At 44.9% G+C, this 16,547-nt stretch carries 12 protein-coding genes and 1 pseudogene; 2 read left to right on the top strand and 11 right to left on the bottom strand.

From position 1 onward, the window contains the following. Positions 1-29 precede the first annotated feature (29 nt). Positions 30-1,010 (top strand): YitT family protein, encoded by a 981-nt coding sequence (locus tag C9991_RS03235; RefSeq protein ID WP_106811172.1) that lies wholly within the window; start codon positions 30-32, stop codon positions 1,008-1,010. Further along, positions 976-1,560, top strand: coding sequence for a non-canonical purine NTP diphosphatase (locus C9991_RS03230; protein ID WP_106811171.1), 585 nt, complete (start codon positions 976-978; stop codon positions 1,558-1,560). Before C9991_RS03235 ends, C9991_RS03230 begins: the two co-directional genes overlap by 35 nt. Positions 1,561-1,672: 112 nt before the next feature. Here C9991_RS03230 and C9991_RS03225 read toward each other — a convergent pair whose 3' ends face one another. The 11 genes and pseudogenes from C9991_RS03225 to C9991_RS03175 all read right to left on the bottom strand — a co-directional run bounded on the left by C9991_RS03225 (position 1,673) and on the right by C9991_RS03175 (position 16,374). Then, positions 1,673-4,054 carry an ABC transporter permease gene (locus C9991_RS03225; RefSeq protein WP_106811170.1) on the bottom strand — a complete coding sequence of 794 codons (2,382 nt, stop codon included), beginning with the start codon at positions 4,052-4,054 and terminating at the stop codon, positions 1,673-1,675. A gap of 191 nt (positions 4,055-4,245) precedes the next feature. Beyond that, positions 4,246-4,926: an ABC transporter ATP-binding protein gene (locus tag C9991_RS03220; RefSeq protein ID WP_106811169.1), complete on the bottom strand. Its 681-nt coding sequence runs from the start codon at positions 4,924-4,926 to the stop codon at positions 4,246-4,248. 7 nt (positions 4,927-4,933) lie between these two features. Continuing rightward, a complete protein-coding gene (locus C9991_RS03215; RefSeq protein ID WP_106811168.1) occupies positions 4,934-6,181 on the bottom strand; it encodes an efflux RND transporter periplasmic adaptor subunit in 1,248 nt (415 codons plus the stop codon). Between the two features lie 30 nt (positions 6,182-6,211). Continuing rightward, positions 6,212-9,106 carry a peptidase associated/transthyretin-like domain-containing protein gene (locus C9991_RS03210; RefSeq protein WP_157949343.1) on the bottom strand — a complete coding sequence of 965 codons (2,895 nt, stop codon included), beginning with the start codon at positions 9,104-9,106 and terminating at the stop codon, positions 6,212-6,214. Then, entirely contained in the window at positions 9,103-10,428 is a 1,326-nt protein-coding gene (locus C9991_RS03205; protein WP_198643738.1) for a TolC family protein, read from the bottom strand. Before C9991_RS03205 ends, C9991_RS03210 begins: the two co-directional genes overlap by 4 nt. A gap of 823 nt (positions 10,429-11,251) precedes the next feature. Further along, positions 11,252-12,148, bottom strand: a pseudogene (locus tag C9991_RS03200) (IS3 family transposase); the annotation flags it as partial. 38 nt (positions 12,149-12,186) lie between these two features. Next, positions 12,187-12,543 carry a helix-turn-helix domain-containing protein gene (locus C9991_RS03195; protein ID WP_106810835.1) on the bottom strand — a complete coding sequence of 119 codons (357 nt, stop codon included), beginning with the start codon at positions 12,541-12,543 and terminating at the stop codon, positions 12,187-12,189. 226 nt (positions 12,544-12,769) lie between these two features. Continuing rightward, on the bottom strand, positions 12,770-13,819 hold the full coding sequence (locus C9991_RS03190) for a glycosyltransferase family 9 protein (RefSeq protein ID WP_106811164.1): 1,050 nt from the start codon (positions 13,817-13,819) through the stop codon (positions 12,770-12,772). 23 nt (positions 13,820-13,842) lie between these two features. Further along, on the bottom strand, positions 13,843-14,445 hold the full coding sequence (locus C9991_RS03185; RefSeq protein ID WP_106811163.1) for a DUF4254 domain-containing protein: 603 nt from the start codon (positions 14,443-14,445) through the stop codon (positions 13,843-13,845). Positions 14,446-14,693: 248 nt separating this feature from the next. Continuing rightward, positions 14,694-15,758, bottom strand: coding sequence for a hypothetical protein (locus C9991_RS03180; protein ID WP_198643737.1), 1,065 nt, complete (start codon positions 15,756-15,758; stop codon positions 14,694-14,696). After that, positions 15,715-16,374: a transposase gene (locus C9991_RS03175; protein ID WP_232823229.1), complete on the bottom strand. Its 660-nt coding sequence runs from the start codon at positions 16,372-16,374 to the stop codon at positions 15,715-15,717. The genes C9991_RS03180 and C9991_RS03175 overlap by 44 nt, the downstream gene beginning before the upstream one ends. Positions 16,375-16,547 lie beyond the last annotated feature (173 nt).

The raw sequence follows: 16,547 nt of genomic DNA, 5'->3' as shown, positions 1-16,547 counted from the left end.
TAAAAAATAAAGCATAACTGTAAAATCCTATGACAATTGATCGCAACATTATTTGGCAAGAAACGAAGGACTATTTTAACATAACACTTGGTCTTATGTTGTATACTTTCGGATTCACCGTTTTCCTACTACCTTATGAAATCGTAACTGGAGGTATTGCTGGTATCGGAGCCATCGTTTTCTATGCCACAGGATTTCCCGTCCAGTGGACATTCTTTATCATCAATGCCTTGCTTATTGTGGCGGCACTAAAGGAACTCGGAATCAGATTCCTTGCCAAGACCATTTATGCCACGTTGGTAATAACCGTAATGCTTGAATTCGCACAGAAAATAGTGGAGATGCCCGACGGTACCTTCTATAAGCTTATGGGCGAGGGCAACGACTTTATGTCGCTCATCATTGGATGTATGCTCACTGGCACCGCGTTGGCAATAGTCTTCCTTAACAATGGCAGTACGGGTGGTACCGACATTATAGCTGCTGTGGTTAACAAATACTATAATGTATCGCTCGGCAAGGGTCTTATCATGGTAGACCTTATTATCATAGGCAGCTGTCTATTTATCGACTCCTTTGGTTTGTTCCCGCAGCGTTGTCAGATGGTTGTATTCGGTTTGTGTACCATGGTTATTGAGTGTACCATGCTCGACTATGTCATGAACTGGCAACGACAATCGGTGCAGTTTATGATTTTCTCGAAGGAATACCAGAAGATAGCCAAGGCTATAACCGAGAAGACCGACCACACTCTAACCATACTTGATGGCCACGGCTGGTATACAGGCAAGGAGATGAAGGTTATATGCCTTCTTGCCAAGAAACGCGAGTCGGTACTTATATTCCGACTAATCAAGATGATTGACCCACGTGCCTTTGTAAGCCAGAGTAGTGTCATAGGTGTATATGGCGAGGGATTCGACCAGATAAAGGTGAAGGTTAAGAAGGAAATGGAAAAGGAAAAAATAGAAAACAATGAAGATAGTATTCGCAACCAACAACAAGCATAAGCTCGACGAGATACGCTCTATTCTTGGTTCTCGCTTCGAGATATTGTCGCTCAACGACATTGGCTGCTATGCCGATATACCCGAAACAGCCAACACACTTGAGGGTAATGCCATACAGAAGGCAAGATATATTGTAGACAACTTTGGCTACGACTGTTTTGCCGATGATACGGGTCTTGAGGTACCGTCGCTTGGAGGTGAGCCTGGTGTACATTCGGCTCGTTATGCCGAGGGTACCGACCACGACTCGGAGGCTAATATGCAGAAACTTCTGCGTTGCCTTGCCGATAAGGACGACCGTCGTGCGCAGTTCCGCACAGTTATTTGCCTTGCACGCAAAGAGGATGTTGCCGACTATACTCTGTTCGAAGGCATAGTAAAGGGTACAATAGCCAAGGAGAAGCAAGGAACCGAGGGTTTTGGCTACGACCCAATCTTTGTGCCTGAGGGATACAATGAGTCGTTTGCACAACTTGGCATGGATATCAAGAACGGTATATCGCATAGGGCACGTGCTGTAGAAAAGCTTGCGCGTTACCTTGTGCAGTAATATAAGTACATTACACCAATAAAAAACACACGACAATTGCATAGAACATTCCATGCAATTGTCGTGTGTGTTTTTATGTTCATATGATATCGGGGTCTATATCACCTTATTCTTATTCTGTCTTGATGCTCTCCACCGGATTGGCTGTAGCCACTCTCCACGATTGCACCATAACAGTAGCAATAACCACCGCCGACACCAATACGAATGATATTGGGAAGAGCCACCAATGTATTGGCGTGTGTTCGGCAAAGCTTTGCAGCCATTGCTTGCTTAGCCACCATCCTATAGGCGCTGCCACAACAAAGGCCACTATAAGAGGCACGGCGTAGCGCATGGCAAACAACCTTACTACAGCGCCTACCGAAGAGCCCATAACCTTGCGTATAGCTATCTCCTTGCGGCGATACTCGGTCTCGAACATCGTAAGCGAGAATACACCTATTATAGTTATTATGATGCAGATAATTGCAAACAACTTAACCTGAGATATAAAGCGGAACTCGTCAACATAGGTTTGTTGCAAGTCGTCGTCAAGGAATTTCATCTCATACTTCTGCGATTCGTCCATCTTGTTCAGCACTTCGGCTATGCGACGTTTTGCTTCAAGCTTGTCTTGATTCTTGGCTACTCGTACAAACACCTGAACACAACGGTCGCCCCAATCTGCCATGCTCGGACCGAAGATAATGAATGCCACAGCCACATTGCTGTTGTCGTTGCGCATCGACTTAAGCTTGAAGTTTTCGCAAACACCCACTATGTTGTAGTTAGACTGGCCGTCCCAATCGGTCTGACGTCCTATTGAGTCGCCCACAACAAGCCATTTGTATTGCGCCATAGCTGCCTTGTTTAGTACGTATGCACCTGTCTTCATGTCCGACTCTTTGAAGTCGCGTCCCTCAACAATCTTAAGTTGCATTGTGCGCAGATATTCATAGTCGCACGGCAATACCTGAAGCGAAACGCGATGCTCGCCATCTCCACGTCCCCAACCCATATAGTTGTCGCTTGATCCGATAGCATTTTGTGCGAAACCTACACTCTCTACAAATGGCAACTTCTTTAGTTCGGCACGCACAGCGTCCTTCTTGGTCTGTGCCTCATCCGACAACCATGTGTAGAACACCTCGTTCTTGTTGAAACCATAGTCGCTATTGAATATGTAGCTCGACTGGTTCGACATCACACCTATATATATAGCCAATGCGAAAGCCAAGCAAAACTGTATCGCCATTATAGCCATACGCAGACGTCTGCCACGTGGCGAGAGTCCGAAAGAGCCCTTAAGCACCATTGCTGGAGTAAATGATGTGCTATAGAATGCAGGCACAACAGCCGACAACGCACCTACAACGAGTGCCGATATAGCCATTACAGCCATAAGAACCCCATGTGTAGAGAAGTTTATGTCGCCCGATACAAGCTTCATGCAAGTCTCGCTGCGCTGGAAGGCAACAATAAGGAGTATGCCTATAACCAATCCTACAAAGGCGAAGAGCACGTTCTCCATTATCATCTTTATTCTTAAGCTGCCCACCGAAGCTCCCATAACGCGGCGTGTGTTGATGCCTCGCATACGTATAGGTATTTCTGACAGCGAGAAGTTCAGTAGGTTGAGCATGGCAATAAACAGCACAAATATAGAAGCTACGGTCAATACATCCACCAAACCGTGGTTGCCCTTATCCTTAAAGCTGATGCCTGAGAAGTAGATATCGTTAACTGGATTGATACGGAATTTCATGTTGACCTCCTTGTCAAACTTCTTCTCGTCTTTCTCGCTTACACCGTTGGCTTTCATAAAGGCGAGTTTTATGGCACGCTCCACCTTCTTGGGGTTGGCACCTTGGTCGAGTAGCATATAGACATTAAAGCTCCATTCGCTCCACTCATTCATCACACTCTCGTTCTCGCATAGATACACGCCGTTTGGCAGGGTGCAGTTGTCGGGCATATCCTCGCTCACACCTACCACGGTAACGGTAGCTTTGCTTCCATCGCCATTTTCACCCTCAAACGTCTTGCCTGCTGCGTTCGCCGTGCCGAACATCTTCTCGGCTGTGCTTCGGCTTACAATAACATTATATCCTTCTCCACATGTTTTGCTTGAACCTGACAGCAGCTTGCCAGTAAAGAATTCTATGCCAGGTTTGCCCATAGTTATCGAAGGAACAGTTATGGTGCGGTTGCCCACCTTGACGTCCGAATCGTGTACATACGGACTGATATAGGTAACGTTCTTAATCTGCGGTATATCCTTCAGCATTGTAACAAACGGGCGACATACATTAGCTCCCCATACATCGCCAAAGTTGCCATATATCTCCAGACGATACATGTGCTCGTAATTGTGTATGTTGTGGTTGTAGGTGCGGTTGTATATCACCTGCGTCATAAAGAGATAGAACGTAGCTACGGCTACACCCAGGCCCAGGAGATTGAGCAGGGTGGCGACGCGGTAGCGACGGAATAAGTATAATAAACTTTTCATATTGTTCGTATTGTTTTGTTTTTATCTGAGAGGTATGTTCTGGTTGAGAGTTTTGTTATAGTTGAGAGTTGAGAGTTGAAAGTTGAGAGTTATGATTTGTATTGTGGGGATTATTTATACGATTCTCTATGCTATTCATAATTCTCAATTCTCAACTTTCAACTCTCAATTCTCAATTCTCAACTCTCAACTTAAATGATTCTCTCGTTGTTGTCTACAACCTGTCCGTCAAACAGATTGATAATTCTATTCGCCATCATAGCGTCGTGCTGTGAGTGGGTAACCATAACGATTGTTGTTCCCTCGGCATTTAGTTGGGATAGCAGTTCCATTACGGCAAGTCCGCTCTTAGAGTCAAGATTACCAGTAGGCTCGTCGGCAAGTATCAGCTTAGGCTTTCCTACCACGGCACGTGCTATAGCCACACGCTGTTGCTGTCCGCCTGATAGCTGCTGTGGATAGTGCTTAGCACGTTGGCTAAGTCCTACCTTTCTTAATATCTCGGTTACATGTTCGCGACGTTCTTTGGCTGGAACACCGAGGTAGCGCAACTGCAGGTCTACATTCTCCTCAACTGTAAGCTCGTCTATAAGGTTGAAACTCTGGAATACAAAGCCTATGCTACCACGACGATACTTGGTGCGTTCCTTTTCCTTAAGCTTGCCTACAGGCTCGTTGTCGAGCCAATACTCGCCGCTGTTGGGATTGTCGAGCAGACCAAGGATGTTAAGGAGAGTTGACTTTCCGCAACCACTTGGTCCCATTATTGCCACAAATTCGCCGTCTTCTACGTTTATGCTAACACCGTTTAGTGCAACGGTCTCTACTTCCTCTGTGCGGAAGATTTTGGTAAGGTTTTCTGTCTTTATCATAATTGTGTTATTTTAATATCAATACTTCATTATCTTTAAATGCCTCGTATCCACTCGTTATTACACGTTCGCCTGGTTCCAAACCTTCTGTCACCTCATAGTATTGTGGATTCTGTCGTGCAATGCTTATGTTTCGGCGATAAGCCTTTTTGCCCGAGCGGTCGAGCACGAATATCCAGTTGCCACCAGTGGTCTGGAAGAATGTTCCACGTGGAATAAGTGTGGCTTGCGACGATTTGCCGAGAGCCAGCTCAATATAATATGTCTGTCCGCTGCGCATTTGTGCAGGACGCGCGCTTACAAACACAAAGTCGGTACGGAATGATCCGTCTCGCACCTCTGGATATACCTTGCGCACACGCAACTGATACTCTTTGCCGTCTCTGTTTATAGTGGCTATCAGTCCCGGACGCACACGGTCTATGTAATGCTCATCTATCTTTGCCTCAATCTTAAAGTCGGATAGGTCGTTAATCTGACCAATATTCTGTCCTGCCTGAATATTCTGTCCCAGTTCAACATCAAGCAATCCAAGCTCGCCGTCTATAGCCGACCGCACCTCAAGCTTATTTTTGCGCTCGCGCACAAGCAGTACATTCTTGCGCATATTATCGAGGTTGTCCTCCATCTGAGCCATTTGTACATGGCGATATAGGCTGTCTTGCTTCAGTCGTTGACCTATAAGACGTTGCTTGCGCAATGCAAGATTGTAGTCTTCTTTGCTTTGCATAAACACCTCCTTGCTTATAAGTTTCTCCTTGTACAAACGCGAGTTCTGCTGATAGGCACGCAACTTGCGGTCGCAGTCCATATCAAGTGTGGCTTGTTCTGTACGGTTGTTCAGCCGGTCTTGTTGCATAGTTACTTGTGTGTTGCGTAGCAGGTTCTGTTTCTCGGCAAGTTCAGCCTCGGCGTTCAGAATCTGCAAGTCGAGATTGCTGTTGCTCAGTCGCAGTATCACGTCGCCTTTCTTCACGCGTGTACCTTCCTCAACAACTTTCTCTCTTACTATACCACCTTCCTCAGGCGATATCTGCACCACCTGAATAGGTACAACCTGTCCGTTAAGCCTTACATAATCGTCGAACTTGCCACGTGTTACATCACTAACCGTAACATCGTTGCTGTCGATAGTCATTGTGCTTGTTGTACTTCCAAATACTATCCATACAAGCAATGCCACAACAGCTACAGCCGCAGCTATGTACCCGATGTAGCGGCGCGGGAATGATTTCTTTTCTATTGGTCGGTCCATAATGTTTATTTATTCTGAGATAATCTCAAATTAATGCTTCTTTGGTTTCATGTTGAAATGGTACGCCACATGCAATATAGCATAGCGTGGCAGGGCGTTGACAAATGTCTCGGTTCTGCCCTGGGCATTTACCATGCGGGTTATGTTGTTCATATTGCCCAGGATGTCAAAGCCATCAAGCATCCATGTAAGCTTTCCCTTGAGCATGGTATATGAAATGCGGGCATTCCAAAGCAAATCATTTGTATTCATACTACTTCCCTCGTAGCCACGGCGAGAGTACATGGTAATGTCTGTACCCACCTGAATATGCCAAGGCAGATTGAATGAGGCAGTAGCGCCATAGTTGAAGTCAACAGCATTGATATGGTCGAAGTCCATTGTCTTGCCGTTTATGTTTCTCCAGGCTGCCGACACTTTTATGCCCATTGTTGAAGAGCTGCCTATCTTATAATTCAACTTCAAGGTTTGGTCAAGCAACATTGTCTGCACCGAACTGCGAATAGCTTGATAATTCGAGCCTTCCGACTTGCCTATCAAATCTACGCTGTTTGCGTATTCCATACGTGTCCATGTGCCAAATGTAAGTCGCTTCATCTTGTCAAGCGGTTGCTCGTAATTATAGGCTACATATGCATTCCAATTGCCGTTGACATTGTCTGCCCTATATCGCCTTACACCCGTATTGGCATCGTAACTGTATCCCATAGCCAAGGCATTAGCACGATAGGTGTAACCCAAACGAAGACTCTGGCTTCGCTGCTTGGCTATATTTATGGAGTTGAAGATAAGGTTGACGTCATAAGCCATCTCGTTCTTCAAGCCATTGTTGCCCTCCTTCACATTCATAGGGTCTGTAGCATCCTTAATATTCACCATATTCAGTAGGTCGGGTAGCTTTGGAGTTGCCTTGAAAAGTAATTGGAAACCCTTTGTATGATCTTTTACCCAGTAGCTCAGTCTGGTAAAGGGCAAGGTAAGAAGTACCGTGTTTCTTACTATGGTTGTATCAGTCTCTCCTCTCTGATAGGCAAGCTTCTGTCGGGTAGGTATAATTCCCAACTTGGCCTGCGCGCTCCAATTGCCATGCTCTGTATCCTTATCCCATGTTATGGATGGAATAATACTATGCGCATCCTCTGTATATTGGCTTACATAACTGTTGCTTCTATCCTTTGTGCGTTCATATTCAGCTACAGACGGCAACCATCCTATGGTAGAGGAGCTCTCCTCCTCTTCATCTAACTGGTCTAATAGATAAAGCGAGGAATGACGCTTCTTGTCGCGATGACTATAACCATAGTACATAGACAACTCTACTGCATGACTTAAGCGAAAGTTGTAGGCTGCGCCTATTTGATATAACCAGTTGCGGTCGGGATGGTTCTTGAAGTACTGATTGTCGTAGGTCTGCATCTGTTGCTCGTCACCATAGTTTATGGCATACTTGTTGAACAAGTCCTCCTTGCGCTTGTCGTAAGATATTTGTCCGGTAAGGTTGATGTAATCGTCCGACCCCTTGAGCTTTATTGTGCTTACGGCACTAAGGCTTCCCTTGAGCTGATAGCCTTTGCCCAATCTCTCTTTCTTATATCTGTTAATCAAAGATTGACGGATAATCTGCTCCGAACCTACAGCATAGATATTGTCGAGCAATTCACGGCTTACACCATATTGCATAGAGGAGAATGTGCCCGAAATATAATTGCTGTAATTGTCGAACTTGTCGTATTGGAACGATGGCTGTAGCAGCAGGTTTGCCTTGTTGAACACGAGGTATAGCTGGTTGTTGGTTGTCAGATTAAAGTTCTTCAATGTTTCTCTCTGGCGCTCATAATCGAATGTGTTTCCCTTTTGCAGAAAGTTCACACGGTCGGTATTGGTAATGAGGTTCTGATTGGAATGGCTCACCTGCACATTGCCATTGATATCAAACTTTTGGTTTCTATCGCTTACAGCATAGTCAAATCCGCCCAACTTCTCCTTATTATCACCTTTCGGCATGTCAACGGGATTCCAGTCTGAGTCGCGACCCGGTTTTCTGTTATCGTTAAGATTGTTAATGTTTCCATAGAAGGTAATGCGCGAATGGTCGGTATAGCGCATGGCAAATAGGCGACCAAGATAACGGTCGTTTGTGCCTGCTCCGCCCTCCATGTTTGCCAACAAGCCGATGGAATAGTCTTTCTTTAGATTTACATCCATAACATACGTCTTGTCGTCCTGGCGTTTCTGTCCAAGAAACTCGCTGTTCTTGCCATACTTGTTGTATATCTTTACTTGCTTGACGGTATATGAGGGAAGATTCTCAAGCATAACCTCTTGATTGCCTCTGAAGAAATCCTTGCCGTTGAGCAACAGATTCTCGACAAACTGTCCGTTGTGATATATTCGTCCGTCTTTCTTTATCTCCACACCAGGCATCTGTCTAACCAAAGCGTCAAGCATACTGCCTTCTGCCAACACAAAGGCATCGGCATTATATACCACAGTATCTCCCTTATGATAAAACTTTACCTTGCTGCCTACCACGCTTACCTCTTGAAGCATCTTCGAGTCAGGGCGCAACACTATTGGTGGTAGCTCACGCAGGTACTCTCTCTTCTTAAGCTCGCCAATGGATATGTTGACATACGACGTCTTGTAGCCCAAAAAACTGGCACGTATGATATAGTTGGCCTTATGTCTTGGCACATCAAACCGGAATATAGATGAATAGCCTTCCTGGTCGTCACGGGTCCAATGGTTGTTTGCCACGAATGATTCTATAACCGTACTGTCCGATGAAAGTAGCTGCACGGTTACACCTGGCACGTCGTTGCGGGTTTTTGAGTCTACCACGCGACTCTTGAGAGTCAGCTTTTCCTGACCCATACATGCCACAGACAATAGTATAGCGAATGATAGGGTAATTAGTTTTCTCATAAGGTTTTCCATAATTTTTCTCCTTTATAATATGCTAAAAGTTTCTTGTTGTACGCCATTGTCAGTTGGCTTTGCAGCAGTTTTACCCTGCTTTGCAACAATGTAACGGCAGCTGTCTTAACGTCTATCGACGAGGCAAGTCCTTCCTCGTACTTGCGTGTGGTGAGATAGGCCGCAAGGCTGTCGGCCTCTACTTGCTCCTGCATCTTAGTTACCTCCTTTGTGCTGTTCTCCACATCCGATGCCGCCTCTATAATGATGCGTTGCAGTTCCGACTGTTCGTATTCAAGATTCTCGCGAGCTTGGTCGAGAGCAATCTTACGGCGTCGGATGGTTGACGATGTGGCGAGACGGTTGAATATAGGTATCGATAGCGACAGTCCGATGTATTCGCCTGCATTGTTCTTGAACTGTTGGGAGAAGGAGGCGTGTCCTCCTTTGTCCATGTTTCTATAGAAAGAGGTGGACACGCCACCTGAGAGAGATAGTGATGGAAGTAAAGCACCACGTGCGGCACGCAGACTGTAGCGTGCAGCTTCTACTCCTTGTTGTGCTTTAAGAATTCGGGGGTTGCTTGTAGCTGCGTATGCTGCTATTTGCAATGGGGTGTCTATAGGCTGCAGCTCTTGTTCGAACGTGGGTTGAAGTATGGTCAACGCAGAGTCGGCAGGATAGTTCATCAGCTGTTTAAGGGCAAGCATGGCCTTGGTAGTTTGGCTCTGCATGTGTGTCAGCTCGTATTCATCGGCAGCAAGCGTGGCTCGCATTTGTGCCACATCGGCATCACTCTTCTGTCCAACTTCGGCCATAACCTCGGTTTGGTGGAGCAAAGCCTGGCTCTCGTCGCGCTTCTTAAGAGTCTGCTCTACGGCTCCCTGGCAATATACAAGGTCCATATATGCCTTGTAAACCTTAAGGGCCACATCGTCCTTTTCTGCTTGTACGGCGCTTCGTCCCATAGCCACATTGGCCTTAACCATACGCAGCTCGTTATAGCTTTGCAGTCCGTCGAATATATTGAGCGATGCTTGCAGACCGTAACCATTGTACAATGTACTTACATCGGTATAGGTATTGGTCTCAGGGTCGATGGCACGTCCAAAGTTCATCTGACCCGACACCGAGCCATATACGCTTGGCAAGAAAGCGCCAATGGCTTGAGTCTTTGCAACACGACTGTTGTCGAGCGCATACTGCTGTTGCTTGACCGTATGGCTGTGGCTGGCTGCATATTGCATGCAACTGTCTACGGTCCAAGGTTCGGCAGCATACAGTTGTATGCCAAGCGCAAAGGCTGATATGGCTATAATCATTCGCTTCATCTTATTGTTCTTTTGTTTTGACATTGCAAATTTAGGGAGAATAGATGGCGAGAGGTAGAAAAGAAAGAAGAAAATGAGGAGTAGGGGAGAGATTGGCCGAAAAGTGTATGAAAATCATACACTCAAGCGAATATTTGGTGTTTCTTTTAAATACAGTAGTGTGTTTTTTGATGCAACTGTGGGTTTCTTTTTAATATGGTAGTGTAGTTCTTTTATTGCAGTAGTGTAATTCTTTAAATGCAGTAGTGTTTCTTTAAATACAATAATGTATTAGATTAGTTGTAAATACAATTAAAATCTCTGTTCCGTGTCGCCGAACGTCCGTTCCGTGTCACCGAATGGCCATTCCGTGTCACGGAACAGAGATTTAATATGATTAACCGTAAAGAATAATGTGGTTTAACGATTTTAGTTGACCACTCTAAGTATTATTGATAATACAAGTTGACTCAGTTATTACTTATTTATAATTCACGTTGACTTATTTAATTTTAGTCATACTTATAGTTGACTACNATTGTGGTTTAACGATTTTAGTTGACCACTCTAAGTATTATTGATAATACAAGTTGACTCAGTTATTACTTATTTATAATTCACGTTGACTTATTTAATTTTAGTCATACTTATAGTTGACTACTTATGCCTATAGTCACAAATAAAATTACCCTTCATATCTCCGCAAAGAAACATGTTGGGGGATAATCCTGAGCGTAGCTTCCTTGGTAAGTTTGGGTTGGGCTCGATGCCCAACTCAAACTTTTTACGTTGGTGGCTTAAACCATCACGTAGTTCCTTGGTGGTGCAAAGATACAAAAAGATTCTAAGCAACCTTAGCTTTTATCGCTTTTTCTCTGTAACTTATCCATCTTTTATCAATCTCGCCTCTTTTCTTTGCAGCCTCACGAGGGGTCAAGCCGTCAAGACTCAAATGTGGACGTTCTTCGTTATAGAAGCGGATGGCAGCCTTTACTGCCACCAAGACCTCTGATATAGAAGTAAACGACATGCCTTTCAAAAGCTCGTTCTTGATAGTATTGTTGACTCTTTCTGCAACGGCATTGTCCTTGGGATTGCCTGTTTCCGTCATGCTGATTTGTATGTTGTATTGCTTGAGCAAACCAGTATATTGGTAACTTGCATACTGAACCCCACGGTCAGAATGATGAATCAGTTGGCTAAGGTCATTTCCTTTGTAGTAATCCAAAGCCATCTTAAGGGCTTCTATGGCATGAATAGACTCTAGCGTTGGAGCGACACTATACCCGACTATCTCCTTTGTATAATAGTCCGTAATGAGGGCAAGATAACAGAACTTGTACTCACCGCTCTCGGGGTCGAGATAATATGGTATATACGTTATGTCACTGACAATCAGTTGGCATGGACGGCTGGGAAGCAAATCCTTAACAATATTAGGATACAATGGAAGGTCATGGGCGGAGTCTGTTGTCTTCACCCTACGTTTTACCTTTCGTACCTTAAGGTTGTATTTCTCGACAATGTCATAAAAGCGGTTGTAGCCAACACTTCTGGATACGCCAAATTGCCTTTGGTACATGAACCAAAGCTTATTGCCGCCAATACCTGGGTCTTTCTTGCGAACGCCTTTGATGAACTCTACAACGAACGCCTCTTGCGCAACCTTTAACATGGAACTGTCACCATGTTTGTAATAGGCTTGCTTGGTTACACCAAGTAACCGACACATCGAGATGACTGGATAGAGTTTGCCATCTCGTGTGTGAAGCCTGTTTGCTACTTGGTGCCAGCTTTTTTTAAGTCAATACCATAGACTTCCTTGCCAAAGGCTACCATTTCTTCATAGAAGTCTGCACGAAGGCGCTCCGATTTTACTTGCTTCTTCAGCTCTGCTATTTCCTGAAGCAGTTGCTTATAGTCCTCAGGAATGATTTCTTTACCTTTTTTACTCATTTTTTCTGCCAATTCTGAGTTTTCGGCTTCAAAAGTACGAATTTTACGGTGAACGCTGCTAGGAGCAATACCAACGTTTTCAGAAATTTCAATCATTGTAAGGTGTTCTAAAGCATAAAGACGATAAATCTCCTTGCTTAATTCAACTTCCTTTAATGTCTCTTCTAATGATTTTTTCATTTCACTTACATTTTAGGGAGTCAACCATATTTACAAAAAGACATAATATGATTAAGTAGGTATTAATAATTATCCTTATGTATGAGCGGCAATATGTAGGAGGGTATGGCATCCCTGCAATACCCACTAAATAGCCAAGACAATTATGGCAGAGTGGGTATGGCAGGGATGCCATACCCTCCTATATATGTAATGATAATTCTGAACCGTTACTAAGAATAAATATTTAATGCTTTAAAGCCACTTCCACTCTATCGGCAATAGTTATAGGGTCGATATTGTTGAGGCAAGCATAGTCGCCACGCATACATGGACGGTTGCCATAGATAGAGCATGGTCGGCAAGGAAGGTCTATTTGTACGGCATCGTCAGTAGACTGATTCCATCCCATGAATCCGGCATAAGGATGGGTTGCACCCCATATACTAACCACGCGGGTACCGCATATAGACGCAAGATGCATATTAGCGCTGTCCATCGACACCATAGTGTCGAGCTGGCTCATCACAATCATCTCTTGCTGCAGAGAGCCGAGCAGAGCCGACACATTAAGACAGTTTTTATAGCGGTTGCACCAATCGTTGAGCACTTCCATCTCGTTCTGGCCTCCACCAAACAACATTATACGGCACGATGGATGGCGACGTATAATCTCGGCAATAACCATCTCCATCTTTTCAACCGGATATATCTTGCCCTTATGGGCAGCAAACGGGGCTATGCCTATCCATTGCTGAAACATCTTCTTCTCGCCTATGCTGTCGATAACAGGGCGTAAATTGGCGCCGGTTGGAGGAAACATAGATTCGAAGTCGAGTGTAATGGGATAGCCCAAACGTGCCAACACGTCGGCATAATTTTCAAACGATGTTGGCAATTGCTGTAGAATCTTATCCTTTGCGGATATTAGCTGACGGCGCTCGCGACGATGTTTGTTGATGTGTTCTACACGATAGCGTGCCAAATTAAACCTCATGCGCAGGTATGACGAGCGCAAGATGTTGTGCATATCGGCAATGGCTGTAAAGTTCTTTGCCACCAAACGGCGGTATAGAGCGTTTAGTCCAGACACTCCGTGATATTCGCCCTTCAAGTCGGCTTCCATAAACCCTACATTAGGTGCAAGCTCATCGAAGAAAGGGCGGGCAAACGGGCGGCTGAGAACTGTGATACGTAGGTCGGGATATTGCTTTGCAAGCGAGCTGACCACGGGCACAAGCATGGCAACGTCGCCCATTGCCGAGAAGCGCATTATGAGGAGATGGTCTGTTTTCATTGTTTAGGTTGATATGTAGTGCTCTACTTCTTGTAGAGCACTGGGTTTGTAGAGGGGTCGTTGTACATCTTCATCTGGCGATAAACCTTCATGTACTTGCGTCCTGCCTCGATGTCGTCCAATAGTTGGTCAATGGCAAGCGAGAGGTCGCGCTGCTGCTCAAGCAGAACATCGAGTTTAGCCTTGCACTTTAGACGGTGCTCTTCGGTGGCATCGGTGCGCTCGGCTTGCTCGCGCATATGATATATCTTAAGGGCAAGAATAGACAGGCGGTCTACTGCCCATGCCGGACTTTCTGTATTAAGGCGAGCGTCGGGCTGTATATTAACGTCGCTGTATTTCTGGCGGAAGTATGAGTCGATCTGTTCAACAAGATCGGTACGGTCTTGATTAGAACGGTCTATACGGCGCTTCAACGACAAAGCCTCTACGGGATCGATGTGCGGGTCGCGTATGATGTCCTCGAAATGCCACTGTACAGTGTCTATCCAGCACTTCAGATAGAGTCGGTTTTCTATCTCGTCGCGCTCGTATGGGTTGTTGATAGGAGTCTCAATGTTGTCCTTAATGTGATAGTCGGCGATGGCCTTGTTGAAAATGTGGTTGCAAAGTTCTGAGAATGACATATTCTAAATAAGTTTGTTGTTTATATTAAGATTTAGGGTGTAACGTTGTAATATGCAAATATAAGGTAAAACGGGCAAATAGCCAAATAATGAACGGCTTTTTGATGTTTTTTTACTGAAAAAGGTAGAAAGTAGCTTTATATTGGCTGTTGGGTGTTGGCATAATGCATAAAAAGCCCAATAAAGGCATTGGGCGTAGATATGGACGCCGTACCTTTATTGGGCTTTACTTAAATACTGAGCCCACTTTAAAAATGGGCATATTTTGAATCCAGCATGACCAGTGTGGTCATGCTGAGTGAAACATAGCAATCGGCTCCGCTGGTGAATATCTTTCGAGAAATAGCCATGAAATAGCCGAAAACTTCTCTGATAGGCCCGAAAAGGCCGAAAAGGGCAAATATCGATCTTTGAAATGTTGAAATCTGGAATATTACCATCTTTTTGAGGTTCATCCACATACATCTGCTATATGCATGTATACGATGTTTGAGCAAGTCCCTGTATCGGGTCTTGCCATTATGTGTATGAAAACTGTATTGAAACATGGCAGCTTCTACGTTATTCCGTTTATGCTGTTCCTCCAAAGGAATACTTTCTATCTGCTTCCTTAGCTGACAGGCTTTGATGTCTTTGTCTTCAAAGTATCGCCAACCGGTTTTGTTGTTCCATGGGATTCTCCATCGCTTTCTGTTGCCTTGCTTTGTGACGGCTTTGACGGCTTCGTAGGTATTGCCCGTGGCAATCTCCCTGACAGTAAGACCATCCTCGTCATGAGGTATCAGTTCCCATCTGCATCCACCTTGCATTTTGCCAGTCTTGAGCTGCATGGCATTGTGGTTCTTCGCAAACTCTCTATTGTCGGGACTTTGGTAGGCACCATCCGCATACAGCTTTTCAATGGCAGAATCCGTTACGCGTTCGCTGTTTTCCACCGCCTCTTGAAGAAAAAGGCAGTCTGCAAATACTGCAGTTTCGGAAGTGATAATGCTTGGCTTGCCTTCCTCTACAGTCTCTGTGATGTTGGTTGCATAGCCTTGCACCTTCTGGTCGTTCTTGGCACGATAGGTTGCATCTGGATCGTTAGGATTCTGAAGACTGTCTGCCTTTACCTCCTTCTTGTCTCGAAGAACAGCCTTTCCGTCCTTTACGACATACTGTTCATCAAACAGACGTTGAAGAATATTGTGCTCAGGCGAGGTTTCAGGAAAAACCGCAAGCATCTCCATGATGAAGTTGCCAATTATGGCAAGATTGCTCTGAAGCGATTCAGAGTCTGAACGGTAAACAGTCTTTGAGGAATCCTCTTTCAAATATGCCTTTCCGCTCTTCCTGCTCTGAGGAGAGCTTGGTAAGCGTACATGTCTTTAGGAACCTGACCAGAGTTGTATGTATCAGTTCATAGCGAGACTGGCGAGCGATATTGCTGCCGATAAGCTTACTGTCCATACGGACACTCTTGCCGGATATCTTGAGAAGGCGTACCTGATTGCCTGCAATATGTTCGAAGCACAGCTGCATAAGGTCTATGCCAGTTCTTTCCTGATAATCGCAGATACGGCGACGAAAGAGATAATAGGTGTCTATTGATGGAGTTACATCCGTCAGAAGTTCCAAGCCGAGTGCCTTTCTGGTAAGAAGGTCAAACTCGCACTTCTCAAACAGATCCTCGTCGCTGCAACCGAATCCTTCCTTTAAGACCGACATAGCTACGAGTATGCGGATGGAAGCATTAGGACGGCCGCTCTTCTTGCCTTCCGGGAACAGAGGCTTGAAGATATCCTCGTCTATCTTGGTCGTTACAAGACTATAGAATTGGTTATGCCATGCGTTGGGGTCAGAATACTTCTTTGAGGCACGACTACCCAACTGCATCGAAGGAGCCGTGAACATGTCCAACTGTGGATTCGGATCTGTCTTTTTAAACATCGTCTTTCTGTTTGATTGATAGCTTAAAGATACGAAAATAATTCCAGATAACAGCATTAACCAGAGATTATTTTAGTGATAAATAAACATCTAAAACAAGCCTTACTTTTTAAAGTGGACTCAGTAAAGAATATACGGAAAGACTTTGTCTGCTAATTTAAGGTAACCTACAA

The sequence above is a fragment of the Prevotella merdae genome, assembly GCF_900290275.1.
GTDB classification, from domain to species: domain Bacteria; phylum Bacteroidota; class Bacteroidia; order Bacteroidales; family Bacteroidaceae; genus Prevotella; species Prevotella merdae.
The sequence above is the reverse complement of the archived record's forward strand: the minus strand, read 5'-3'. Positions and strand labels throughout refer to the sequence as shown.

Excerpts from the sequence above, each read along its gene's own strand:
- C9991_RS03235 (WP_106811172.1), top strand. The coding sequence starts at position 30 with ATGACAATTGATCGCAACATTATTTGGCAAGAAACGAAGGACTATTTT.
- C9991_RS03230 (WP_106811171.1), top strand. The coding sequence starts at position 976 with ATGAAGATAGTATTCGCAACCAACAACAAGCATAAGCTCGACGAGATA.
- C9991_RS03225 (WP_106811170.1), bottom strand. The coding sequence starts at position 4,054 with ATGAAAAGTTTATTATACTTATTCCGTCGCTACCGCGTCGCCACCCTG.
- C9991_RS03220 (WP_106811169.1), bottom strand. The coding sequence starts at position 4,926 with ATGATAAAGACAGAAAACCTTACCAAAATCTTCCGCACAGAGGAAGTA.
- C9991_RS03215 (WP_106811168.1), bottom strand. The coding sequence starts at position 6,181 with ATGGACCGACCAATAGAAAAGAAATCATTCCCGCGCCGCTACATCGGG.
- C9991_RS03210 (WP_157949343.1), bottom strand. The coding sequence starts at position 9,106 with ATGAGAAAACTAATTACCCTATCATTCGCTATACTATTGTCTGTGGCA.
- C9991_RS03205 (WP_198643738.1), bottom strand. The coding sequence starts at position 10,428 with ATGAAGCGAATGATTATAGCCATATCAGCCTTTGCGCTTGGCATACAA.
- C9991_RS03195 (WP_106810835.1), bottom strand. The coding sequence starts at position 12,543 with ATGAAAAAATCATTAGAAGAGACATTAAAGGAAGTTGAATTAAGCAAG.
- C9991_RS03190 (WP_106811164.1), bottom strand. The coding sequence starts at position 13,819 with ATGAAAACAGACCATCTCCTCATAATGCGCTTCTCGGCAATGGGCGAC.
- C9991_RS03185 (WP_106811163.1), bottom strand. The coding sequence starts at position 14,445 with ATGTCATTCTCAGAACTTTGCAACCACATTTTCAACAAGGCCATCGCC.
- C9991_RS03175 (WP_232823229.1), bottom strand. The coding sequence starts at position 16,374 with ATGTTTAAAAAGACAGATCCGAATCCACAGTTGGACATGTTCACGGCT.